20 protein-coding genes are annotated in these 21,813 nt (G+C 70.5%); 5 read left to right on the plus strand and 15 right to left on the minus strand.

Going from position 1 to position 21,813, the window contains the following annotated elements:
- Positions 1 to 20: 20 nt before the first annotated feature.
- From ABID77_RS06050 to ABID77_RS06090, 9 genes are all read right to left on the minus strand, one after another.
- A complete protein-coding gene (locus ABID77_RS06050; RefSeq protein ID WP_429592281.1) occupies positions 21 to 695 on the minus strand; it encodes a DsbA family oxidoreductase in 675 nt (224 codons plus the stop codon).
- Positions 696 to 796: 101 nt separating this feature from the next.
- A complete protein-coding gene (locus ABID77_RS06055; protein ID WP_429592283.1) occupies positions 797 to 1,390 on the minus strand; it encodes a rhomboid family intramembrane serine protease in 594 nt (197 codons plus the stop codon).
- 96 nt (positions 1,391 to 1,486) lie between these two features.
- The gene (aroC, locus tag ABID77_RS06060; protein ID WP_429592286.1) at positions 1,487 to 2,599 is read right to left on the minus strand and encodes a chorismate synthase; all 1,113 of its coding nucleotides are present in this window, start codon (positions 2,597 to 2,599) and stop codon (positions 1,487 to 1,489) included.
- A 91-nt stretch (positions 2,600 to 2,690) separates the two neighbouring features.
- Positions 2,691 to 3,653, minus strand: coding sequence for an NAD(P)H-dependent flavin oxidoreductase (locus ABID77_RS06065; protein ID WP_429592289.1), 963 nt, complete (start codon positions 3,651 to 3,653; stop codon positions 2,691 to 2,693).
- A gap of 254 nt (positions 3,654 to 3,907) precedes the next feature.
- Positions 3,908 to 5,704: an acyl-CoA dehydrogenase gene (locus tag ABID77_RS06070; RefSeq protein WP_429592292.1), complete on the minus strand. Its 1,797-nt coding sequence runs from the start codon at positions 5,702 to 5,704 to the stop codon at positions 3,908 to 3,910.
- Positions 5,705 to 5,838: 134 nt separating this feature from the next.
- Positions 5,839 to 6,771: an electron transfer flavoprotein subunit alpha/FixB family protein gene (locus tag ABID77_RS06075; protein WP_429592295.1), complete on the minus strand. Its 933-nt coding sequence runs from the start codon at positions 6,769 to 6,771 to the stop codon at positions 5,839 to 5,841.
- Positions 6,772 to 6,773: 2 nt separating this feature from the next.
- Positions 6,774 to 7,523 (minus strand): electron transfer flavoprotein subunit beta/FixA family protein, encoded by a 750-nt coding sequence (locus ABID77_RS06080; RefSeq protein ID WP_429592298.1) that lies wholly within the window; start codon positions 7,521 to 7,523, stop codon positions 6,774 to 6,776.
- 161 nt (positions 7,524 to 7,684) lie between these two features.
- A complete protein-coding gene (locus tag ABID77_RS06085) occupies positions 7,685 to 8,965 on the minus strand; it encodes a mechanosensitive ion channel family protein (protein WP_429592301.1) in 1,281 nt (426 codons plus the stop codon).
- A gap of 19 nt (positions 8,966 to 8,984) precedes the next feature.
- Positions 8,985 to 9,938, minus strand: coding sequence for a histone deacetylase family protein (locus tag ABID77_RS06090; RefSeq protein WP_429592303.1), 954 nt, complete (start codon positions 9,936 to 9,938; stop codon positions 8,985 to 8,987).
- Between the two features lie 77 nt (positions 9,939 to 10,015).
- Here ABID77_RS06090 and ABID77_RS06095 point away from each other — a divergent pair, with 77 nt between their 5' ends.
- The 5 genes from ABID77_RS06095 to ABID77_RS06115 all read left to right on the plus strand — a co-directional run bounded on the left by ABID77_RS06095 (position 10,016) and on the right by ABID77_RS06115 (position 16,030).
- Entirely contained in the window at positions 10,016 to 10,936 is a 921-nt protein-coding gene (locus ABID77_RS06095; RefSeq protein WP_429592306.1) for an AAA family ATPase, read from the plus strand.
- A gap of 10 nt (positions 10,937 to 10,946) precedes the next feature.
- The gene (locus ABID77_RS06100; protein WP_429592309.1) at positions 10,947 to 11,918 is read left to right on the plus strand and encodes a DUF58 domain-containing protein; all 972 of its coding nucleotides are present in this window, start codon (positions 10,947 to 10,949) and stop codon (positions 11,916 to 11,918) included.
- Positions 11,912 to 13,948: a transglutaminaseTgpA domain-containing protein gene (locus ABID77_RS06105; RefSeq protein WP_429592311.1), complete on the plus strand. Its 2,037-nt coding sequence runs from the start codon at positions 11,912 to 11,914 to the stop codon at positions 13,946 to 13,948. The genes ABID77_RS06100 and ABID77_RS06105 overlap by 7 nt, the downstream gene beginning before the upstream one ends.
- Positions 13,949 to 14,286: 338 nt before the next feature.
- Positions 14,287 to 15,411, plus strand: a complete 1,125-nt coding sequence (gene mltB, locus ABID77_RS06110) for a lytic murein transglycosylase B (protein ID WP_429592314.1) — start codon at positions 14,287 to 14,289, stop codon at positions 15,409 to 15,411.
- 28 nt (positions 15,412 to 15,439) lie between these two features.
- Complete coding sequence (locus tag ABID77_RS06115; RefSeq protein WP_429592317.1) at positions 15,440 to 16,030, plus strand: AAA family ATPase; 591 nt, start codon at positions 15,440 to 15,442, stop codon at positions 16,028 to 16,030.
- 45 nt (positions 16,031 to 16,075) lie between these two features.
- Here the strand turns inward: ABID77_RS06115 and ABID77_RS06120 are convergent, their stop codons facing one another.
- The 6 genes from ABID77_RS06120 to ABID77_RS06145 all read right to left on the minus strand — a co-directional run bounded on the left by ABID77_RS06120 (position 16,076) and on the right by ABID77_RS06145 (position 21,813).
- Positions 16,076 to 16,621, minus strand: a complete 546-nt coding sequence (locus ABID77_RS06120; RefSeq protein WP_429592320.1) for a histidine phosphatase family protein — start codon at positions 16,619 to 16,621, stop codon at positions 16,076 to 16,078.
- A gap of 187 nt (positions 16,622 to 16,808) precedes the next feature.
- On the minus strand, positions 16,809 to 18,542 hold the full coding sequence (locus ABID77_RS06125) for an ABC transporter substrate-binding protein (protein ID WP_429593317.1): 1,734 nt from the start codon (positions 18,540 to 18,542) through the stop codon (positions 16,809 to 16,811).
- A 128-nt stretch (positions 18,543 to 18,670) separates the two neighbouring features.
- Positions 18,671 to 18,979: a DUF2160 domain-containing protein gene (locus ABID77_RS06130; protein WP_429592323.1), complete on the minus strand. Its 309-nt coding sequence runs from the start codon at positions 18,977 to 18,979 to the stop codon at positions 18,671 to 18,673.
- Positions 18,979 to 19,794, minus strand: coding sequence for a carbohydrate ABC transporter permease (locus ABID77_RS06135; RefSeq protein ID WP_429592326.1), 816 nt, complete (start codon positions 19,792 to 19,794; stop codon positions 18,979 to 18,981). The genes ABID77_RS06130 and ABID77_RS06135 overlap by 1 nt, the downstream gene beginning before the upstream one ends.
- Positions 19,791 to 20,681 (minus strand): carbohydrate ABC transporter permease, encoded by an 891-nt coding sequence (locus tag ABID77_RS06140; protein ID WP_429592328.1) that lies wholly within the window; start codon positions 20,679 to 20,681, stop codon positions 19,791 to 19,793. Before ABID77_RS06140 ends, ABID77_RS06135 begins: the two co-directional genes overlap by 4 nt.
- A gap of 61 nt (positions 20,682 to 20,742) precedes the next feature.
- Positions 20,743 to 21,813, minus strand: a complete 1,071-nt coding sequence (locus ABID77_RS06145; RefSeq protein WP_429592331.1) for an ABC transporter ATP-binding protein — start codon at positions 21,811 to 21,813, stop codon at positions 20,743 to 20,745.

A 21,813-nucleotide genomic window follows, 5' to 3' on the forward strand; every position in this document is an offset into this window, starting at 1 on the left:
CGGTCGCGTCCCCGTCCCGCTCAGGCCGACACCACCTGCGACGGCTGCGCTCCGGCGATCTGGCGCAGGGCGCGCTCGAACACCTCGACCGGCTGGCCGCCGGAGATCAGATGGCGGTCGTTCAGGACGATCGCGGGCACCGAGTGGATGCCGGCGTCGGTGTAGAGCCGCTCGCGCTCGCGCACGGCATCGGCGTACGCATCGCCCGCCAGGATCTCGCGGGCCCTCGCCGCATCGAGTCCCGCGTCGCCCGCCAGCCGGACGAGCGTCTCGGGGTCCGACGGATCGAGGCCGTCGGTGAAGTAGGCCTTCAGCAGCGCCTTCTTCAACGCGTGCTGGCGTTCCAGGCCCTCCAGTTCCGCCCAGTGCAGCAGCCGGTGCGCGTCGAAGGTGTTGTAGACCCGGCGGCGGGCGCCGGGCGTGAAGGTGAAGCCGACCGCCTCCCCGCGCTGGCGGATCGTCTCGCTCATCTGCGCCTGCTGCTCGGGGGTGGAGCCGTACTTCCCGTGCAGGTGCTCGCCGATGTCCTGCCCTTCGGCAGCCATCTGCGGATTGAGTTCGAAGGGCTGGAAATGCAGCTCGGCCCGGACGTCGGGCGCGACGCGCGCGAGGGCGGCTTCGAGCGCCCCCAGGCCGACGGCGCACCAGGGGCACGAGACATCGGAGACGAAATCGATCTTGAGGGGGGTGGCCATGGCGCGGGACTCCGGTGGGATGGGGTTCGAACCGGCCGGATGGTCGGGTCGCGATCTCCGATGGTGGCGGCGACCGGCCGGACTTCAACCCGTCGTCGACCTCAGCGCCGGCTGCCGAACGGAATCTGCCCGCGCCAGTAGCGCAGGGTCAGCCAGCCGCCCAGGATGCCGCCCAGGTGCGCGAAGTGCGCCACGCCGCTCATGCTGCCGGTCACGCCCAGGGTCAGTTCGACCAGGCCGTAGAGCACCACGAACAGCCAGGCCGGCATCGGGATCGGCGGGATCAGCGGCACGATGGTGCGCTTGGGGAACAGCATCGCGAAGCCCGCGAGCAGGCCGAACAGCCCGCCCGAGGCGCCGATGGTGGGATTGGGACTGCCGCTCCAGGCCGCCACCGCCAGCTGCGCCAGGGCCGCGCACAGCACGCTGGCGAAGTAGAAGACGAGGAAGCGCTTGGCGCCCCAGACGCGTTCGAGCTCGGCGCCGAACATGAACAGGCCGAACATGTTGAACACCAGGTGCGACACCCCGCCGTGCAGGAAGGCGTAGGTCACCGGCTGCCATGGCAGGAAGCCGCCCGAATCCCACGGCCACAGCGCGAAGGCCGCGAGGCCGTCGACGCCCAGCGACTGCAGGACGAAGACGGCGACGCAGCTGAGGATCAGCGCCTGGGTGGCGGGCGGCATGGAGAACATCGGGAGGTCCGTTTCGAGAAGGAAGGAGCGGCGACCGGCGGACGGGCATCGCGACCGGCGAGCGTGTCGGAGCCCGCCGTCGTGGAAAAAGTGCCGCTACAGGAACGACGCCTGGAGCCGTCCGGCATCGGCGGTGCCGCCGGCGGCGGCCGATTCGCCGCACTGAGCGCGCTGGCGCAGGGCGTGCTCCATCACCACCAGCGCCAGCATCGCCTCGGCGATCGGCGTCGCGCGGATGCCCACGCAGGGGTCGTGGCGGCCCTTGGTCACCACCTCCACCGGCTGGTTGTTGACGTCGATGGACTGCCTCGGGCTGATGATCGAGCTGGTCGGCTTGATGGCGATGCCCACCTCCAGGTCCTGCCCGGTGCTGATGCCGCCGAGCACGCCGCCGGCGTTGTTGGTGGCGAAGCCCCCGGGCGTGATCGAGTCGCCGTGCGTGGTGCCGCGCTGGGCGACGCTGGCGAAGCCGGCGCCGATCTCCACGCCCTTGACCGCGTTGATGCCCATCATGGCGAAGGCGATCTCGGCGTCGAGCTTGTCGAACAGCGGCTCGCCCAGGCCGACCGGCACGTGCTGCGCCGTCACGCGGATGCGCGCGCCGCAGGAGTCGCCGGCCTTGCGCAGGGCGTCCATGTAGGCCTCCAGGTGCGACACGTCGGCCACCGGGGCGAAGAACGGGTTGCGCGGCACGTGCGCCCAGTCCTCGAACGGGATGGCGACCTCGCCGATCTGCGTCATGCAGCCGCGGAACACGGTGCCGTATTTCTCCAGCAGCCATTTCTTGGCCACCGCGCCAGCCGCGACCATCGGCGCCGTCATCCGGGCCGACGAGCGCCCGCCGCCGCGCGGGTCGCGGATGCCGTACTTCTTCCAGTAGGTGAAGTCGGCGTGGCCGGGGCGGAACTGCTGGGCGATCTGGCCGTAGTCCTTGCTGCGCTGGTCGGTGTTCTGGATCAGCAGCGCGATCGGCGTGCCGGTGGTGCGGCCCTCGTAGACGCCGCTGAGGATCTGCACCGCGTCGGGCTCGTTGCGCTGCGTGACGTGGCGGCTGGTGCCGGGGCGCCGGCGGTCGAGGTCGCCCTGGATGTCGGCCTCCGAGAGCGCCAGGCCCGGCGGACAGCCGTCGATGACGCAGCCGATCGCGGGACCGTGGGATTCACCGAAGTTGGTGACTGCGAAGAGAGTTCCGAATGTATTGCCGCTCATGGGGCGGAATTATCCGCACAACCGCGAGACGGCCCGGCATCGCCCTGCCGCGCCGCCGGTGATGCCGCCGCGCCGGGAGACCCCGCCGCGCCTACAGCGCCAGCCGCTGTCGCGCGGCCTGGTACTCGCGCCTGAGCCGGTCGATGTAGGCCGCCGCGCTCGTCACCTCGCCGATGGCGCCGATGCCCTGGCCCGAGCCCCAGATGTCCTTCCAGGCCTTGGCCTTGGAACCCTCGCCGGCGGCGAAATTCATGGTCTTCAGGTCGCCCTGCGGCAGGTTGGCCGGGTCGAGCCCGGCGGCCACGATGCTGGGCGCGAGGTAGTTGCCGTGCACGCCGGTGAAGAGGTTGGAATAGACGATGTCGTCGGAACTGCCCTCGACGATGGCGCGCTTGTAGTCGTCGCTCGCGCGCGCTTCCTCGGTCGCGATGAAGGCGGTGCCGATGTAGGCGAAGTCGGCGCCCATCGCCTGCGCGGCCAGCACGGCGTCGCCGGTGGCGATCGAGCCCGACAGCGCCACCGGGCCGTCGAACCACTGGCGGATCTCCTGGATCAGCGCGAACGGGCTCTTCACGCCCGCATGGCCGCCGGCGCCGGCGGCCACCGCGATCAGGCCGTCGGCGCCCTTCTCGATCGCCTTCCTCGCATAGGCGTTGTTGATGATGTCGTGCAGGGTCACGCCGCCGTAGGCGTGCACCGCCTCGTTGACGTCGGTGCGCGCCCCCAGCGACGTGATGACGATCGGCACCTTGTACTTGGCGACGAGTTCCATGTCGTGCTCGAGCCGGTCGTTGCTCTTGTGGACGATCTGGTTGATGGCGAAGGGCGCGGCCGGCCGGTCGGGGTGCGCGCGGTCGTGCGCGGCCAGGGCCTCGGTGATCTCGGCGAGCCACTCGTCGAGCAGCGAGGCCGGCCGCGCGTTGAGCGCCGGCATCGACCCCACCACCCCGGCCGTGCACTGCGCGATCACCAGCTTCGGGTTGCTGATGATGAACAGCGGCGAACCGATGATGGGCAGCGTCAGGTGGGCGAGCACGGGAGGCAGTCGGGACATGGGAACTCCGTTCAGGGGAAGGAAAGGGTTATAGGGCGCGGGGTGGCGGGTGGGGGTCGAACGGGCGACAGCGGGTAGCGTCGTGCGACGAAGAACAGCGTCAGCTCCCTCAACGCCGTCGTGTCCGGATCGACTCCTCTCCCCTCCGGGGAGAGGTGGGGTGAGGGGCCGCGGGCGGTGGATGCGCTGCCACCTCGATGACCGCAGCCGGCCCTCACCCCCGCCCTCTCCCGGAGGGAGAGGAAGTCGACATGTCAGAACGCGTCCAGCGCCATCGCCGTGACGCTGTCGGCGCCGTGGACGATGCTGTCGCGCACGCCCGGCGCCTTGTTCAGGATGTGCTCGGCGTAGAAGCGCGCCGTGGCGATCTTGGCGTGCATGAAGGCCGATTCGGCCCCGGTCCCGGTCTCGATCAGCGTCCGGGCCACCAGCAGCGAACGCGCCAGCTGCCAGCCGGCCACCAGGTTGCCCGCCAGCATCAGGTAGGGCACGCTGCCCGCGAAGACGGCGTTGGGCGCGGCCTTGGCCTGCGCGACCACGAAGTCGACCACCTCGACGAAGGCCTCGCGCGCGGCCCGCAGGCGCGCGCGCACGGCCAGCGCCGCCTCGCCGCCATCGGCCTCGAGTTCCGCCTCGGTCCGCGCGATGCGTTCGGCCAGCGCGCGCGCCGTGCGTCCGCCGTCGCGCGCGGTCTTGCGTCCGACCAGGTCGTTGGCCTGGATGGCGGTGGTGCCCTCGTAGATCGTCAGGATGCGCGCGTCGCGCAGGTACTGCGCCGCGCCGGTCTCCTCGATGAAGCCCATGCCGCCGTGCACCTGCACGCCCAGCGAGGCAACCTCGATGCTGATCTCGGTCGCGTAGCCCTTGACCAGCGGCACCAGGAACTCGTGCACGGCGGCGTTCTGCCTGCGCGCTTCCTCGTCGGCGTGGTGGTGCGCGGCGTCGTAGGCGGCGGCGGCGACGCTGGCCATGGCGCGGCAGCCCTCGGTCTGCGCGCGCATGGTCATGAGCATGCGCCGCACGTCCGGGTGCTGGATGATCGCCACGCTCGCGTTGGCCGAGCCGTCGACCGGGCGGCTCTGCACGCGCTCGCGGGCGTACGCCACGGCATGCTGGTAGGCCCGGTCGGCGATCGCCACGCCCTGCACGCCGACGGCATAGCGCGCCGCGTTCATCATGATGAACATGTACTCCAGGCCACGGTTCTCCTCGCCGACGAGCCAGCCAATGGCGCCGCCGTGGTCGCCGTACTGCAGCACGGCCGTGGGCGAGGCCTTGATGCCCAGCTTGTGCTCGATGCTCACGCAATGCACGTCGTTGCGCTCGCCGGGCGCGCCGTCGGCCGTGGGCAGGAACTTCGGCACCACGAACAGGCTGATGCCCTTGACGCCCTCGGGCGCGCCGGCCACGCGCGCGAGCACCAGGTGCACGATGTTGGCGGCCATGTCGTGCTCGCCGTAGGTGATGTAGATCTTGGTGCCGAAGACCTTGTATGTGCCGTCGCCCGCGGGCTCGGCGCGCGTGCGCACCAGCGAGAGGTCGCTGCCGGCCTGGGGCTCGGTGAGGTTCATGGTGCCGGTCCACTCGCCGCTGACCAGCTTGCCGAGGTAGGTCGACTTCAGCTCGTCGGAGCCGGCCGTGAGCAGCGCCTCGATGGCGCCGTCAGACAGCAGCGGGCACAGCGCGAAGCTCATGTTGGCCGCGTTGAGCATCTCCGCGCAGGCCGCGCCGATGGTCTTGGGCAGGCCCTGGCCGCCGAAGTCCAGCGGGTGCTGCAGCCCCTGCCAGCCACCCGCCGTGTACTGCGCGAAGGCGTCCTTGAAGCCGGGCGTGGTGGTGACCACGCCGTCCCTGAACGACGAGGGTTCGCGGTCGCCCGCCACGTTCAGCGGCGCGACCACGTCCTGGGTGAAACGCGCGCATTCGGCCAGCACGGCGCGCGCAGTCTCCAGGCCGGCGTCCTCGAAGCCCGGCAGCGCGGCGATGGCGTCGAGACCGGCGAGGTGTTCCATGTCGAACAGCATGTCTTCGAGCGGGGCGCGGTAGGTCATGTTCGGTGTCTCCGATGAGTGCGATGGGTCGCGACGGACCGCGCGGGATGCGCGGCCGCCGTGGTTCAGATGCGAAAAAGGCACCGCGAACGATGCCTTTGTGATGCTTGCAGCGAGCGCCGGTCCGCCCGGTCTCAGAGCTTCTCGACGAGTTCCGGCACGGCGGTGAATAGGTCGGCCACGAGGCCATAGTCGGCCACCGAGAAGATCGGCGCCTCCTCGTCCTTGTTGATCGCCACGATCACCTTGGAGTCCTTCATGCCCGCCAGGTGCTGGATCGCCCCGGAGATGCCCGCGGCGATGTAGAGCTGCGGCGCCACGATCTTGCCGGTCTGCCCCACCTGCCAGTCGTTGGGCGCGTAGCCCGCGTCCACCGCCGCGCGGCTCGCGCCCAGGCCCGCGTTGAGCTTGTCGGCCAGCGGCGTCATCACCTCCGTGAACTTCTCCGCGCTGCCCAGCGCCCGGCCGCCCGAGACGATGATCTTGGCCGCCGTGAGCTCGGGCCGGTCGCTCTTGGTGACCTCGCGCCCGACGAAGCTGGACTTGCCCGAGTCGGCCACCGCCTCGGCGTTCTCGATGGTCGCGCTGCCGCCGGAGGACGCCGCCGCGTCGAAGCCCGTGGTGCGCACCGTGACGACCTTGATCGCGTCCGTGCTCTGCACCGTGGCGATGGCGTTGCCCGCGTAGATCGGCCGCTCGAAGGTGTCGGGACCGTCGACCTTGGTGATGTCGCTGATCTGCGCGACGTCGAGCTTGGCGGCCACGCGCGGGGCGACGTTCTTGCCCGCCGCGGTCGACGGGAACAGGATGTGGCTGTAGTTCGAGGCGATGGCCAGCACCTGCGCGGCGACGTTCTCCGCCAGGCCTTCGGTCAGGCTCGCGCCGTCGGCCACGATGACCTTGGCCACGCCGGCGATCTGCGCGGCGGCCGCGCCCGCCTCCGCGGCGTTGGCGCCGGCGACGAGCACGTGGACGTCCCCGCCGATGGCGAGCGCGGCCGTGACGGTGTTGAGGGTGGCCGGCTTGACGCTGGCGTGGTCGTGTTCGGCAATGACGAGAATGGGCATGGTCAGATCACCTTGGCTTCGTTCTTGAGTTTGTCGACGAGCGCGGCCACGTCGGCCACCTTGATGCCGGCACCGCGCTTGGGCGGCTCGGCGACCTTGAGCGTCTTCAGGCGCGGCGCGACGTCCACGCCCAGGTCCTCGGGCTTCACGACGTCGAGCGTCTTCTTCTTGGCCTTCATGATATTGGGCAAGGTCACGTAGCGCGGCTCGTTGAGCCGCAGGTCGGTCGTGACGATCGCCGGCAGCGTCAGCGACACCGTCTCCAGGCCGCCGTCGACCTCGCGCGTGACGCTGACCTTGTCGCCCGAGACCTCGACCTTGCTGGCGAACGTGCCCTGGGGCAGGTCGGCCAGCGCGGCGAGCATCTGGCCGGTCTGGTTGGCGTCGTCGTCGATCGCCTGCTTGCCCAGGATCACCAGCTGCGGCTGCTCCTTGTCGACCAGCGCCTTCAGGAGCTTGGCCACCGCCAGTGGCTGGAGCTCCACGCTCGTCTCCACCAGGATGGCACGGTCCGCGCCGATGGCCAGCGCCGTGCGCAGGGTCTCCTGGCACTTGGTCTCGCCGCAGGACACGGCGATGATCTCCGTGACCACGCCCTTCTCCTTGAGCCGGACGGCCTCCTCGACGGCGATCTCGTCGAAGGGGTTCATGCTGTGCTTCACATTGGCCACGTCCACTCCGCTGCCGTCGGATTTCACCCGAACCTTCACGTTGTAGTCGACGACCCGCTTGACTGGGACCAGAACCTTCATTGATATGACTCCATGAGATGGCAAAACCACGTGCCTTCGAAAGGGCAACCGATCATTCTAGGGTCGGTCTTTTCGGACGGCTGTCCGTTTGTGTCACCGTCGGAACGGCGAGCCTCGAAGGAAGATCCAAGAAAAAAGAACGACCGTTCTTTTCTTTCGAATTATAAAGTAGCTTCGGGCGTGGAAGGGAAGTTCCGGGGCAGGGATTCCACCCGCAGCACCCGCTGCGGGTACGGGATGTCGACCTTCGCCGCGCGCAGACCCTCGAGGAGGGCGACGTTGATCGCCGAGCGCACGTTGTCCTTGCCCTTGTCGGGGTCGGCGATCCAGAAATGCAGCGTGAACTCGATGCCGTCCGGCGCGAAGGCGGTGAGGAAGGCGACCGGCGCGGGCTCCGTCATCGCGCGCGGCTGGGCCTTCGCGGCCTCGGTGAGGATGGCCTGCACCTGCGCCACGTCGCTGTCGTAGCCCACCACGATGACCGTCGTGAGGTTGAACTTCAGGTCGGCCAGGGACAGGTTCTCGACGCGGCTGGTGATAAGCGATTCGTTGGGCACGATGGCCTCGCGCCCGTTGCCCGCGCGCACCAGGGTGTAGCGCGTCTTGATGTCGGTGATGCGGCCCTCGAAGCTGTCGATCTTCACGTTGTCGCCGATGCGGATCGAGCGCTCCAGCAGGATCACGAAGCCGCTGACATAGTTGGCCGCGAGCTTCTGCAGGCCGAAGCCCAGGCCCACGCCGAGCGCGCCGCCGAGCACCGACAGCGCCGTCAGGTCGACCCCCACCGCCGACAGCGCGAACAGCAGGCCCACCAGCAGTAGGAAGGCGCGGATCGCGTTGGAGGCGACCTTGCGCATCGACAGGTCGCTCACGGCCTCGCGCAGGATGCGTTTCTCGATGGTGGCGGCGATCCACAGCGCGATCACCATCACCAGCCCGGCCGACAGCGTGCCCTCCAGGATCGTGCGCAGGCTGACGCGGTCCTTGCCGAAGGCCAGCGTGATCTCGTCGAGCTCGGCCAGCACCGGCGGCAGCAGTCCGACGATCCACAGCACCGCGCCGGCCCAGGCGATCCAGGAGACGGTGCGCTCGACCAGTCCGACCAGCGCCGAGTTCGGGAACACCGCGCGCAGCACCCGCGCGATCAGCCGGATCGCCACCAGCGACGCGAACACCGACACCGCGATGCGCAGCACCACCACCACCTGATGGTCCAGCACGGCGCGGCGCGCGAGGTCGACGAAGACCAGCGACAGCAGCGGGAACAGCAGACCGTCGAAGGTGCGCTGGCCGAACCAGATGGAATCGCGCGGCTGGCCGCGACCGGACCAGCGGCTCAGGCCCCAGGCCAGCGCCAGGCAGCCGGCGAGCACGGCCAGCTCGATCCACAGGCCGCCCATGCGCACCGAGCGCAGGCGTTCGAGGAAGTCGTCGAAGCGCATCGGATGCGTGGACCCCTGTTCAGAGATCGGCCAATACCCGCACGTGCGCCTCGACGCTGGTGGCCAGCGCGTCGAGGTGGTAGCCGCCTTCGAGCATCGACACGATGCGCCCCCGCGCATGGCGCTGGGCGACGCCGCGCACGCGCTCGGTGATCCAGGCGAAGTCCTGCTCGTTGAGGCGCAGCTGGCCCAACTCGTCGTCGCGGTGGGCATCGAAGCCGGCGCTGATGAAGATCATCTGCGGCCGGAAGGCCTCCAGACGCGGCATCCACATCGCCTCGATCAGCTCGCGCACGTCCATGCCCTTGGTGTAGGCGGGCACGGGCAGGTTGAGCATGTTGGCCGCCGGGTGGTCGATGTCGGTGTGCGGATAGAACGGGTGCTGGAAGATGCCGACCATCAGAACGCGCTCGTCGCCGGCGAGGATGTCCTCGGTGCCGTTGCCGTGGTGGACGTCGAAGTCGACCACCGCCACGCGGTCGAGGCCGTGCACCTCCAGCGCGTGGCGCGCCGCGATGGCGACGTTGTTGAGAAAGCAGAAGCCCATCGCCTGCGCGCGCCCCGCGTGATGGCCCGGCGGGCGCACGGCGCAGAAGGCGTTCTCCAGCGCACCGGACAGCACCGCGTCGGTCGCCGCCACGGCCGCGCCGGCGGCCCGACGGGCGGCCAGCACGGTGTGGCGCATGAGCACGGTGTCGGGGTCGAGCTGGGCGTGGTCGGGGCCGCCGGCGGGCGCGTCGGCCACCAGGCGCTGGCTCAGGGATTCGAGGTGTTCGAGGTGGGCGACGGTGTGCGCCCGGGTGATCTGCGCCAGCGTGGCCAACGGCACGTCGCCGCGTTCGAGCGCGTCGCCCACGCCGCTGAGCAGCAGGCGGTCCTCGATGGCGTCGAGGCGCTGGGGACATTCGGGATGCCCGGCGCCCATGTCGTGCCGCCAGCAGTCGCGGTGGGTGAAATAACCTGTCTTGCCCATGTCTCGTTCGCGTGCTCCGGCCCTACGGTGCGTGGGGCCGTCGGACCGTGCGTTATGGTTTGCAAATGGATACAAAGATGGACGTGGCCGCGAAGCTCGCCAGTTTGCTCGGTCAGCTTAACACCGTGATCGTGGGCAAGGAGGCGCAGGTCCGGGACTGCGTGGCCTGCCTCCTGGCGGGCGGACACCTGCTGATCGAGGACGTCCCGGGGGTCGGCAAGACGACCCTGGCGCACGCCCTCGCACACACCTTCGGGCTGCAGTTCTCGCGCGTGCAGTTCACCGCCGACCTGATGCCCGGCGACCTCTCCGGCGTCGCCATCTACGACCGCAACAGCCAGACCTTCGTGTTCCATCCCGGGCCGGTCTTCGCCCAGGTGCTGCTGGCCGACGAGATCAACCGTGCCAGCCCCAAGACCCAGAGCGCGCTGCTCGAGGCGATGGAGGAGAAGCAGGTGACGATCGAGGGCGAGACCCGGCCGCTGCCCACGCCCTTCTTCGTCATCGCGACGCAGAACCCGCACGACCAGCTCGGCACCTTCGCGTTGCCCGAATCGCAGCTCGACCGCTTCCTGATGCGCATCTCGCTGGGCCACCCCGACCGCGCCGCCGAGCGCGAACTGCTCGCCGGCGCCGACCGGCGCGAGATGCTGGCGCACCTCCCCGCCCTGCTCACAGCCGGCGAACTCCACGCGATCCAGCAGCGCGTGCAGCAGGTGCACGCCGCCGATCCGCTGCTGGACTACCTGCAGGACCTGATCGCCGCCACGCGCAGCGGCCGCTGGTTCCTGCAGGGGCTGTCGCCGCGCGCGGGCATCGCGATCCTGCGGGCGGCCAAGGCGCAGGCGCTGCTGGCCAACCGCGACTACGTGGCGCCCGACGACATCCAGGCCGTGCTGCCGCAGACCGTGGCGCATCGCGTCACGCCGGTGGGCGACGCCGGACGCGGCGCGCAGGAACAGGTGCGCGCGATGATCGCCGCCGTGCCGCTGCCCTAGGACGGCGCCGATGCCCACCACGGCGCTGCGCCGGCGCATCGACGGCTGGTTCCTCTCCCGCCAGCCGGCGTCCGACCTCCTCGAACTCACGCAGCGCAACGTCTACATCGTGCCGACGGCCGCCGGCTGGCTGCTGGCCGCGACGCTCGTCGTGCAGCTGGTCGCCTCGATCAACTACCAGCTCAACCTGGGCTACCTGCTGACCTTCATGATCACCGGCTGCGTCGCCGTGGGCATGCACGTCGGCCACGCGACGCTGCGCGGGCTGAGCCTGCACCTGCTGCCGCCGGAGGCGCAGTTCGCCGGCCGCGCGGCGGTGTTCCGCGTGGTGCTGCACAACGCCCGGCGACGCGTGCGCCACGGCATCGGCCTGGCCGTGCGCGGCAGCGGCCAGTGGGCCTGGGCCGACGTGCCGGCGCAGGGCGACGAGACCGTCGAGATCACCTTCCGGCCGGAGCGGCGCGGCCTGCACCCGGTGCCGGCGCTGACGGCGGAGACGCGCTTCCCGCTCGGCACCTTCCGGGTCTGGACCGTCTGGCGGCCGGCCTCGCAGCTGCTGGTCTACCCGGCGCCCGAAGCGCATCCGCCGCCGCTGCCCGCGGGCGAGCCCCTGGCCGCCGACGCCGGCGCCCCGGCCACGCGCGGCGGTGGCGCGGGCGAGTACGACGGCGTGCGCGCCTACCAGCGCGGCGACCCGCAGAAGCTCGTGGTCTGGAAGAAGGCGGCGCGCGCGCAGGCCGCCGGCTCCGACGACCTGGTCAGCCGCGACACCCGGCAGGACCGGCGCCGCGAGCTGTGGCTCGACGCCCGCGCCACCGGACTGGCCGACGCCGAGGCCGCCCTCTCGCGGCTGTGCGCCTGGGTGCTGGCGGCCGACCGCCTGGGCCTGGACTACGGCCTGCGCGCCGGCGGCCGGCAGGTCGCGCCGGGGCGCGGCGAGGCGCACCGGCGGCGCTGCCTGGAGGTGCTCGCCACATGCTGAACGGGCACGCGACGTGGCGCGGACTGGACCCGCGCAGCCTGCCGCGCGACGCGCGCGACACGCTGTTCCTGCTCGGCGTGATCGCGCTGGTGGTGCTGCCGCAGCTGCCGACCCTGCCGTGGTGGTGCGGCGCGCTGGTGGCGGTGGTGCTGACCTGGCGCGGCACGCTGGCCGTGCGGGGCCGGCCGCTGCCCGGCCGCTGGTGGCGCCTCGCGCTGCTGGCGGTAGCGCTGGGGGCGACGCTGGCCACGCACCGCACGCTGCTCGGGCGCGATGCCGGCGTGACGCTGGTGGTGGTGCTGCTGGCGCTCAAGACGATGGAGCTGCGCGCGCGGCGCGACGCCTTCGTCGTCTTCTTCCTGGGCTTCTTCGCGATGCTCACCAATTTCTTCCAGTCGCAGACCCTGCTCACGGCCGTGGCGATGCTGCTGGCGCTGCTGGGTCTGCTGACCGCGCTGGTCAACGCGCACATGCCGGTGGGCCGGCCGCCGCTCGCGCAGGCCGCGCGCACGGCCGGCGGGATGGCGCTGCTGGGAGCGCCGATCATGCTGGCGCTGTTCATGCTGTTCCCGCGCCTGGCGCCGCTGTGGGGCACGCCCAACGACGAGGTCACGGGCCGCTCGGGGCTGTCCAACACGATGCGCGTGGGCAGCATCGCGCGGCTGGCGCTGGACGACGGCATCGCCGCGCGCATCCGCTTCGACGGCGGCCGCGTGCCGGACCAGCGCGCGCTGTACTTCCGCGGGCCGGTGCTGTCGGAGTTCGACGGCCGCACCTGGACCGCGCCGCAGCCGTGGGAGCGCGGCTTCCTGTCGGCGGAGCTGCGCGTGCGCGGCGAGGTGGTCGGCTACGAGGTCACGCTCGAACCCAGCAACCGGCCCTGGCTGCTGGCGCTGGACGCGCCATCGAAGCCGCCCGACGTCTCGCACGTCCCCGGCCTGCGCGTGGTGGCGACGCCCGACCTGCAGTGGCTGGCCAACCGCCCGCTCGGCGACCTGTTGCGCTATCGCGCCGAGAGCCATCCGGATTTCCAGAGTGGTCCGCTGCGGCGCACCGCAGCCTTGCGGCGCGACACCCTGCTGCCGCCGGGCGCCAACCCGCGCACCGTCGCCCTCGCCGCGCAGATGAGGGCCGACCCGGCGCTGGCCGCCGCCGGCACGCCGGGCTACGTGCGCTCGGCGCTGGAGCGGCTGCGCACCGGCGGCTATTCGTACACGCTGGAGCCCGGCGTCTACGGCGACGAGACCGCCGACGAATTCTGGTTCGACCGAAAGGAAGGCTTCTGTGAGCACATCGCCTCGGCCTTCGTCGTGCTGATGCGCGCGCTCGACGTGCCCGCGCGCATCGTCACCGGCTACCAGGGCGGCGAGCTCAACGGCCTGGACGGGACCTGGGTGGTGCGCCAGAGCGACGCCCACGCCTGGGCCGAGGTCTGGGAGGTCGGCATCGGCTGGGTGCGCGTCGACCCGACCGGCGCCATCTCGCCCGAGCGCATCGGCGCCTTCCGGCGATTGACGGCGCCACCGGGCTTCCTGGCCGGCGCCATCGGCACCATGAGCCCGACCCTGCTGCAGCACTTCCGCGAGGCCTGGGAAGCGGTCAACAACGCCTGGAACCAGCGCGTCCTCAACTACACGCAGAGCCGGCAGCTGGACCTGCTGAAGTGGCTGGGCTTCGACGCGCCGAGCCCGCAGGACCTGGCGATCGCCCTGCTGTGGCTGCTGGTGGCCGCGACGGCGGCGGGCGGCGGCTGGACCCTGTGGGAACGCCGCCGGCGCGATCCGTGGCTGCGCCTGCTCGGCCAGGCCCGCGAACGCCTGGCCAAGGCCGGCCTGGATCTGGACGCCGCCACGCCGCCGCGTCGGATGGCCGAGCAGGCGACGGCGCGCTTCGGCGCGGATGCCCAGCCGGCGCGCGACTGGCTGCTGCGGCTCGAGGCGCAGCGCTACGCGAAGGCGCCCGAGGCGGGCCTGCCCGCGCTGCACGCGGAGTTCCGGCGCTTGGCGTGGCCGCGCCGGCAGGCTGGTTGAGGCGGAGCAGTTGGATTGACTTCTCTCCCTCCGGGGAGAGGCCGGGTGAGGGGCTGTTGGCGGTGGATGCGCTGCTGCCTCGATGACGGCCGTCGGCCCTCACCCCCGCCCTCTCCCGGAGGGAGAGGGAGCAAGACCGGGCGGCCGAGACATGCACGGGATTTCACTCCTCTCCCCGCCGGGAAGAGGCCGGGTGAGGGGCCGCGGGCGGTAGATGCGCCGCCGCCTCCATGACCGCCGCCGGCCCTCACCCCTGCCCTCTCCCGGAGGGAGGGGGAGCAAGCAGGACAGGAACCTCCGGCCGCGCGGGGTCGGCGCCCGGCCGGCACAATCCTTCGATGCATCGCTCCTCCCCCCGCACCGCGCCGGCCGGCGCCTCGCTCGCCCTGCCCCGCGTCGCCACGCGCGCCGCCCTCCTCGCCCTCGCGCTCGCCTGCGGCTGGTCGAGCGGCGTCGCGGCGTCGTCCCAGCCCGCGAAGCGCAAGGTCGCCCAGGTGGCCGAGGCAGCGGTCTACGCCACGCGCGACGACGCCATGCGCTTCGCCGACGACGTCGCCGCGCGGCGCGACCTCGACCGCGACTGGGTGCGCGCCACCATCGGCGCGGCGCGCTTCCTGCCCAACGTGCCGCGCCTGATGCTGCCGGCGCCGCGCGGCACGGCCAAGAACTGGCGCGCCTACCGCGGCCGCTTCATCGACCCGGTGCGCATCGCCGCCGGCGTGCGCTTCTGGCGCGACAACGCCGCCACGCTCGCCCGCGCCGAGGCCGAGTACGGCGTGCCGCCGGAGATCGTGGTGGGCATCGTCGGCGTGGAGACCATCTACGGGCGCAACATGGGCAGCTTCCGCGTCATCGACGCCCTGGCCACGCTGTCCTTCGACTTCCCCGCCGGCCACCCGCGCGCGGCCGAGCGCGAGGCCTTCTTCCGCGGCGAGCTGGAAAGCTTCCTGAGCACCGAGAGCCGCACCGCCCAGGACCCGCTGGTGCCGCTGGGCAGCTACGCCGGCGCCATGGGCATGCCGCAGTTCATGCCCAGCAGCATCGCCAAGTACGCGGTCGACTTCGACGGCGACGGCCGCATCGACCTGGTGAACAACCCGGCCGACGTGATCGGCTCGGTGGCGAACTACTTCAAGGCCTTCGGCTGGCGGCGCGGCATGCCCTCGACCTACCCGGTGGCCTTCGATCCGGCGCGCCTGCGGATGGACGTGCTGATGGCGCCGGACATCCTGCCGACCTTCAGCGCCGACAGCTTCGTCGCCGCCGGCGCGGTGCTCGAGGGCCCGGCCCTCTCGCACCCCGGCCTGCTGGCGCTGATCGAGCTGCAGAACGGCGCCGACGCGCCCAGCTACGTCGCCGGCACGCAGAACTTCTACGTCATCACGCGCTACAACTGGAGCAGCTACTACGCGATGTCGGTGCTCGACCTCGGCGACGAGGTGAAGGCGGCGATGGCGCAATGACGCCGGAGCGGCTGGAACGGCGGGCGGCATGAAGGACGGAGGCGCGACCACGGACCTCCGGGCCGTGCGCCCGCTCGACGAACTCGGCGAGCGCATCTGCATCCTGGGGCCGTCCAACAGCGGCAAGTCGACCCTGGCCACGGCCATCGCGCGCCGGCGCGGCCTGCCGGCCGTGCATCTCGACCAGCTGTTCCACCTGCCCCGCACGGACTGGCAGCCCCGCCCGGAGGCGGAATTCCTGGCCCTGCACGACCAGGTCATCCGGCAGCCGCGCTGGGTCATGGACGGCAACTACACGCGCTGCCTGGGCCGGCGCCTGGAACGCGCCACCGGCCTCGTCCTGCTGGACGTGCCGACGGCCGTGAGCCTGCTGCGCTACCTCCGGCGCATCTGGTTCGACCGCCATCGGCAAGGCGCGCTGGAGGGCAACAGGGACAGCGTGAAGTGGTCGATGGTCCACCACATCGCCATCGCCACGCCACCCAAGCGAAAGGCCTGGGCGGCGATGTTCGAAGACGTCGGACTGCCCAAGGTCCATCTGGCGACGACGGACGCGCTCGCCCGCTTCTATCGCGCGGAAGGTCTCGACCGCGAGGTTCCTGCCCTCGGGAGACGCTGAGCCCGCCGGCCGGCCGGCCGGCCGAACCGTCGCCGCCGAGCACCGTCAGAGCCGCGCCTGCGCCCGCACGGCGCCCGCCGCATCGACCACGAAGCCCTCGCCCGACGCCGCGAAACGGCCCGTGAGCGCGGAGATGTTGACCTGATGCGTCACCCACACCTCGAAGCCCGTGGCCGGGATGGCGCGCAGGGCCTCGCGCAGCCGGGCGGTGGCCGCCGGCGACAGCGCGGCATCGTCGAAAGTGGAGTTGAGCGGCGACCACATCTCGACCGCGCCGAAGGCCAGCCGCGCCGTGTCCTGGCAACGGCACCAGGCGCTCGATCGCACGGCGAGCGGCCGCAACCCGTGGCCGGCGAACCACTCGCCGATGCGCCGCGCCTGCGCGCGCCCTTCGTCGTTCAGATTGCGCTGCGTCGCGCACGCCGCCAGCGCGAACCCCGGCGGATCGCCGATGCCCGGCACCGTCTGCCCGTGGCGGAACACCACCGCGCAACCGCCCCCGCGCACCGCGCGCAGGAACGCATCGTCCTCCGCCGCCCGGGCACCCACCCAGGGCAGCAACGCCATCCCCGCCAGCTCACGTCGTCGCATCAGCAACCTCCGGTCGATCGGGCCAAGGCCCGGAATCGCCCAAGATACCCCACCCCACCGCCGCCAGGCCGGCGCCAGCCAGGCCGGCCCACGCCAGAGACACCGTGGAACCGGCTCCGCCGGGCCACCGGTGTCGCCCCCAGCAGGGGGGTGGGCGCTGCCACACGAAGTGGGCAAGCCTGGGGGGTTACCGTACTTTGCCGTCCTTCCAGGCCGTCAGCAGTTTGTCGTAGGCGATGGTCTCGCCCTTGGGCTTCTCGTTGGCCAGCTTCTTCCACGGCGCGTGGTCGTCGCTCAGGTACTTGGCCGGGTCGCCCTTGGGCGTGAGCTTGGGCGCGCACTTGGCCATGCCGGCGCGCTCCAGGCGGGCCATCACGTTGTCCATCTCGTCGGCCAGGTTGTCCATCGCCTTCTGCGGCGTCTTCTCGCCGGTCACGGCCTCGGCCACGTTCTTCCACCACAGCTGCGCGAGCTTGGGGTAGTCGGGCACGTTGGTGCCGGTGGGCGTCCAGGCCACGCGCGCGGGGCTGCGGTAGAACTCGATCAGGCCGCCGTACTTGGCGGCGTTCTGCGTGAAGTAGTCGGAGCGGATGTCGCTGTCGCGGATGAACGTGAGGCCGGTGATCGACTTCTTCAGCGAGGTCGTCTTGGCGGTGATGAACTGGGCGTAGAGCCAGGCGGCGGCCGTCTTGTTGGCGTCGTGGCCCTTGAAGAAGGACCACGAGCCGACGTCCTGGTAGCCGTTCTGCATGCCCTGCTTCCAGTACGGGCCGTTCGGGCCGGGGGCCATGCGCCACTTGGGCGAGCCGTCGGCGTTGACCACCGGCAGGCCGGGCTTGGTCATGTCGGCGGTGAAGGCCGTGTACCAGAAGATCTGCTGGGCGATCTGTCCCTGCGCCGGCACCGGGCCGGACTCGCCGAAGGTCATGCCCATGGCCTCCTTGGGCGCGTACTTCTTCATCCAGTCGACGTACTTGGTCAGCGCGTAGACGGCGGCCGGGGAATTGGTCGCGCCGCCGCGCGAGACCGACGCGCCCGTGGGCGTGCACTTGTCCTCGGCGACGCGGATGCCCCACTCGTCGATCGGCATGCCGTTGGGGATGCCCTTGTCGGCGGCGCCGGCCATCGACAGCCAGGCGTCGGTGAAGCGCCAGCCGAGCGAGGGGTCCTTCTTGCCGTAGTCCATGTGGCCGTAGATCGGCTTGCCGTCGATGGTCTTGACGTCGACGCTGAAGAACTCGGCGATGTCCTCGTAGGCGCTCCAGTTGAGCGGCACGCCCAGGTCGTAGCCGTACTTGGCCTTGAACCGGTCCTGCAGGTCCTTGCGGGCGAACAGGTCGGCGCGGAACCAGTAGAGGTTGGCGAACTGCTGGTCGGGCAGCTGGTACATCTGGCCGTCGGGCGCGGTGGTGAAGCTGGTGCCGATGTAGTCCTTGAGGTCGATGCCGGGGTTGGTGAATTCCTTGCCGGCGCCGGCCATGTACTCGGTCAGCGACATGATCTTGCCGTAGCGGTAGTGCGTGCCGATCAGGTCGGAGTCCGACACCCAGCCGTCGTAGATCGACTTGCCCGACTGCATCGAGGTCTGCAGCTTCTCGACCACGTCGCCCTCCTGGATCAGGTCGTGCTTGACCTTGATGCCGGTGATCTCCTCGAAGGCCTTGGCCAGCGTCTTGGACTCGTACTCGTGGGTGGTGATGGTCTCGGAGACCACCGCGATCTCCTTGACGCCCTTGGCCTGGAGCTTCTTCGCGGCGTCGATGAACCACTTCATCTCCTCCATCTGCTTGTCCTTGGACAGCGTGGAGGGCTGGAACTCGGCGTCGATCCACTTCTTCGCCTCGGCCTCGCCGGCCGACGCGCCCTGCGCGGCGAACATCGCGGCCGCCGCCAGGGCCAGGGCCGTGTGGCGCATCTGCATCTTCTTCATGTCGTGTCTCCTCTACCAGTGGTGGTTGCGTCCCCGGGTGGTCGGTCGGATCGCGGCTCCGGGGATCGCGGAGAGCCGGACGGCTTGAACGAAAGACGAGGCCGGCGGTCGACGCGCGTTCAGCCCTTGCGCATCACCAGGGCCAGCAGCCCCATCGAGGCCACGAAGCTGATCCAGATCGACGGCTCCGCAGCGAGGCCGAACCATTCCTGGAACCTGCCGGCCAGGCCGATGAAGGCCAGGTTGACGTAGGCGGCCATCAGCAGGCCGATGAACAGCCGGTCGCCGCGCGTGGTGGCGATGGGCAGCCAGCCGCGGCGCAGGGTGGTGGGCGATTTCAGTTCCCAGACCGTCATGCCCGCGAGCAGCAGCGCGATGCAGCAGAAGAACACGGCCACCGGGGTGGTCCAGACCATCCAGTCGAACATCACACCCTCCCCATCGCGAAGCCCTTGGCGATGTAGTGCCGCACGAACCAGATCACGATCGCGCCCGGCACGATGGTCAGCACGCCGGCGGCGGCGAGCGTCGCCCAGTCCATGCCCGAGGCGCTGACCGTGCGCGTCATGGTGGCGACGATCGGCTTGGCGTTGACGCTGGTCAGGGTGCGCGCGAGCAGCAGCTCGACCCAACTGAACATGAAGCAGAAGAAGGCCGCCACGCCCACGCCGGCCTTGATCAGCGGCAAGAAGATGCGCACGAAGAACCTCGGGAAGCTGTAGCCGTCGATGTAGGCCGTCTCGTCGATCTCGCGCGGGATGCCGCTCATGAAGCCCTCCAGGATCCACACCGCCAGCGGCACGTTGAACAGCAGGTGCGCGAGCGCCACGCCCAGGTGCGTGTCCATCAGGCCGACGGTGCTGTAGAGCTGGAAGAACGGCAGCAGGAACACCGCCGGCGGCGTCATGCGGTTGGTCAGCAGCCAGAAGAAGACGTGCTTGTCGCCCAGGAACGAATAGCGCGAGAACGCGTAGGCCGCCGGCAGCGCCACCGCCAGCGAGATGACGGTGTTGATCGCGACGTAGATCAGGCTGTTGACGTAGCCCGAGTACCAGGACTCGTCGGTGAAGATGCGGACGTAGTTGGCCCAGGTGAAGTGCTGCGGGAAGAACGAGAAGCTCGAGAGGATCTCCTCGTTCGTCTTGAAGCTCATGTTGACCATCCAGTAGATGGGCAGCAGCGCGAACAGGATGTAGAGCAGCAGGAAGAGGGTGCGCTTCTGGAAGCGGCGTTCGTCGTTCATTGCTCGACCTCGGCCTTCTGCGTGCCCACGCGCTGCATCCAGTTGTAGAGGACGAAGCACAGCAGCAGGATGATGAGGAAATAGATCAGCGAGAAGGCCGCCGCCGGGCCGAGGTCGAACTGGCCGACGGCCTTCTGCGTCAGGTACTGGCTCAGGAAGGTGGTGGCGTTGCCGGGGCCGCCGCCGGTCAGCACGAAGGGTTCGGTGTAGATCATGAAGCTGTCCATGAAGCGCAGCAGCACCGCGATCATCAATACGCCGCGCATCTTGGGCAGCTGGATGTAGCGGAAGACGGCGAGCTTGCTCGCGCCGTCGATGCGCGCGGCCTGGTAGTAGGCGTCGGGGATGGAGCGCAGGCCGGCGAAGCCCAGCAGCGCGACCAGCGGCGTCCAGTGCCAGACGTCCATCACCAGCACGGTCAGCCAGGCGTCGGTGGCGCTGCCGGTGTAGCTGTAGTCGATGCCCAGCTTCTGCAGCGTGTAGCCCAGCAGGCCGATGTCGGCGCGGCCGTAGATCTGCCAGATGGTGCCCACCACGTTCCACGGGATGAGCAGCGACAGCGCGATCGTCACCAGCACCGCCGAGGACTTCCAGCCCTTGGCCGGCATCGACAGCGCCAACGCGATGCCCAGCGGGATCTCCACCAGCAGCACCGAGAACGAGAAGCCCAGCTGGCGCAGCAGCGCGCCGTGGAGCTCGTCGTCGCGCATCATGGCCGCGAACCATTCGGTGCCGACGAACACGCGCCGCTCGGGCGAGATGATGTCCTGGACCGAGTAGTTCACCACCGTCATCAGCGGCACGATGGCCGAGAAGGCGACGCAGACGAGCACCGGCAGGATCAGGAACCAGGCCTTCTGGTTGACGGGTTTCTGGGTGGTGCTCATGGGAATGCCTCCGTACTGCGCACTGCGGTGCGAGCTGGCTTGGGGCGGCCCGGCGCGGCGCTCATGCGACAAGCTCCTCGTCGCGGTAGTAGCAGGCGTGCTCGTCGAGCACGCGCAGCCAGACCGTCTCGCCCACGGCGGGGGGCTCGACGTCGGCGTGCAGGCGCGCCTTCACGCGCGTGCCGGCCAGGTCGGCGCCGAGCATCGCGTGCGTGCCGACGTCCTGCACCTGGCTCACCACCGCCGGCACGGCGCCCGGCGTGCCGGCGCCGGCGAGGCGCAGGTACTCCGGGCGGATGCCGATCTTCAGCTCGCCTTCGGGCAGCGGGCGCGGCGCGGCGAGCGTCAGGCCGGCGACGTCGAGCGCGCCGCCGTGGCTGCGCGCCGGCACGAAGTTCATGCCCGGCGAGCCGATGAAGTGGCCGACGAAGGTGTGCGCCGGCCGCTCGAACAGGGCCTCCGCGCTGCCCACCTGGACCGCCCGGCCGCGCGTCATCACCACCACCTCCTCGGCGAAGGTCAGCGCCTCGACCTGGTCGTGGGTGACGTAGATCAGCGTCAGCTTGAGCTCGCGGTGGATCTGCTTGAGCTTGCGCCGCAATTGCCACTTGAGGTGCGGATCGATCACGGTCAGCGGCTCGTCGAACAGCACCGCCGAGACGTCGCTGCGCACCAGTCCGCGCCCCAGCGAGATCTTCTGCTTGGCGTCGGCGGCGAGGCCGGCGGCGCGCTGGTCGAGCTGGGCGCTGAGGTCGAGCATCTCGGCGATCTCGCCCACGCGCTGCTGGATGCGTGCCTCGGGCACCCTGCGGTTGCGCAGCGGGAAGGCCAGGTTCTCGGCCACCGTCATGGTGTCGTAGATCACCGGGAACTGGAACACCTGCGCGATGTTGCGCTCCTGCGGGCTGGCCTTCGTCACGTCGCGGCCGTCGAAGGCGACGCTGCCGTGCGAGGGCGCCACCAGCCCCGAGATGATGTTGAGCATGGTCGTCTTGCCGCAGCCCGACGGGCCGAGCAAGGCGTAGGCGCCGCCGTCGCGGAAGCTCATCTTCAGCGGCAGCAGGGCGTAGTCGGCGTCCTCGCGCGGGTTCGCGCGGTAGGCGTGCGCCAGGTCGAGGTCGATGCGCGCCAC

Source organism: Variovorax sp. PvP013, assembly GCF_050435945.1.
Taxonomy (GTDB): Bacteria; Pseudomonadota; Gammaproteobacteria; order Burkholderiales; family Burkholderiaceae_C; genus Variovorax.

Bases quoted from the DNA above. Each gene is read 5' to 3' on its own strand.
- ABID77_RS06050 (WP_429592281.1), bottom strand. From the start codon at position 695: ATGGCCACCCCCCTCAAGATCGATTTCGTCTCCGATGTCTCGTGCCCC.
- ABID77_RS06055 (WP_429592283.1), bottom strand. From the start codon at position 1,390: ATGTTCTCCATGCCGCCCGCCACCCAGGCGCTGATCCTCAGCTGCGTC.
- aroC (WP_429592286.1), bottom strand. From the start codon at position 2,599: ATGAGCGGCAATACATTCGGAACTCTCTTCGCAGTCACCAACTTCGGT.
- ABID77_RS06065 (WP_429592289.1), bottom strand. From the start codon at position 3,653: ATGTCCCGACTGCCTCCCGTGCTCGCCCACCTGACGCTGCCCATCATC.
- ABID77_RS06070 (WP_429592292.1), bottom strand. From the start codon at position 5,704: ATGACCTACCGCGCCCCGCTCGAAGACATGCTGTTCGACATGGAACAC.
- ABID77_RS06075 (WP_429592295.1), bottom strand. From the start codon at position 6,771: ATGCCCATTCTCGTCATTGCCGAACACGACCACGCCAGCGTCAAGCCG.
- ABID77_RS06080 (WP_429592298.1), bottom strand. From the start codon at position 7,523: ATGAAGGTTCTGGTCCCAGTCAAGCGGGTCGTCGACTACAACGTGAAG.
- ABID77_RS06085 (WP_429592301.1), bottom strand. From the start codon at position 8,965: ATGCGCTTCGACGACTTCCTCGAACGCCTGCGCTCGGTGCGCATGGGC.
- ABID77_RS06090 (WP_429592303.1), bottom strand. From the start codon at position 9,938: ATGGGCAAGACAGGTTATTTCACCCACCGCGACTGCTGGCGGCACGAC.
- ABID77_RS06095 (WP_429592306.1), top strand. From the start codon at position 10,016: ATGGACGTGGCCGCGAAGCTCGCCAGTTTGCTCGGTCAGCTTAACACC.
- ABID77_RS06100 (WP_429592309.1), top strand. From the start codon at position 10,947: ATGCCCACCACGGCGCTGCGCCGGCGCATCGACGGCTGGTTCCTCTCC.
- ABID77_RS06105 (WP_429592311.1), top strand. From the start codon at position 11,912: ATGCTGAACGGGCACGCGACGTGGCGCGGACTGGACCCGCGCAGCCTG.
- mltB (WP_429592314.1), top strand. From the start codon at position 14,287: ATGCATCGCTCCTCCCCCCGCACCGCGCCGGCCGGCGCCTCGCTCGCC.
- ABID77_RS06115 (WP_429592317.1), top strand. From the start codon at position 15,440: ATGAAGGACGGAGGCGCGACCACGGACCTCCGGGCCGTGCGCCCGCTC.
- ABID77_RS06120 (WP_429592320.1), bottom strand. From the start codon at position 16,621: ATGCGACGACGTGAGCTGGCGGGGATGGCGTTGCTGCCCTGGGTGGGT.
- ABID77_RS06125 (WP_429593317.1), bottom strand. From the start codon at position 18,542: ATGCAGATGCGCCACACGGCCCTGGCCCTGGCGGCGGCCGCGATGTTC.
- ABID77_RS06130 (WP_429592323.1), bottom strand. From the start codon at position 18,979: ATGTTCGACTGGATGGTCTGGACCACCCCGGTGGCCGTGTTCTTCTGC.
- ABID77_RS06135 (WP_429592326.1), bottom strand. From the start codon at position 19,794: ATGAACGACGAACGCCGCTTCCAGAAGCGCACCCTCTTCCTGCTGCTC.
- ABID77_RS06140 (WP_429592328.1), bottom strand. From the start codon at position 20,681: ATGAGCACCACCCAGAAACCCGTCAACCAGAAGGCCTGGTTCCTGATC.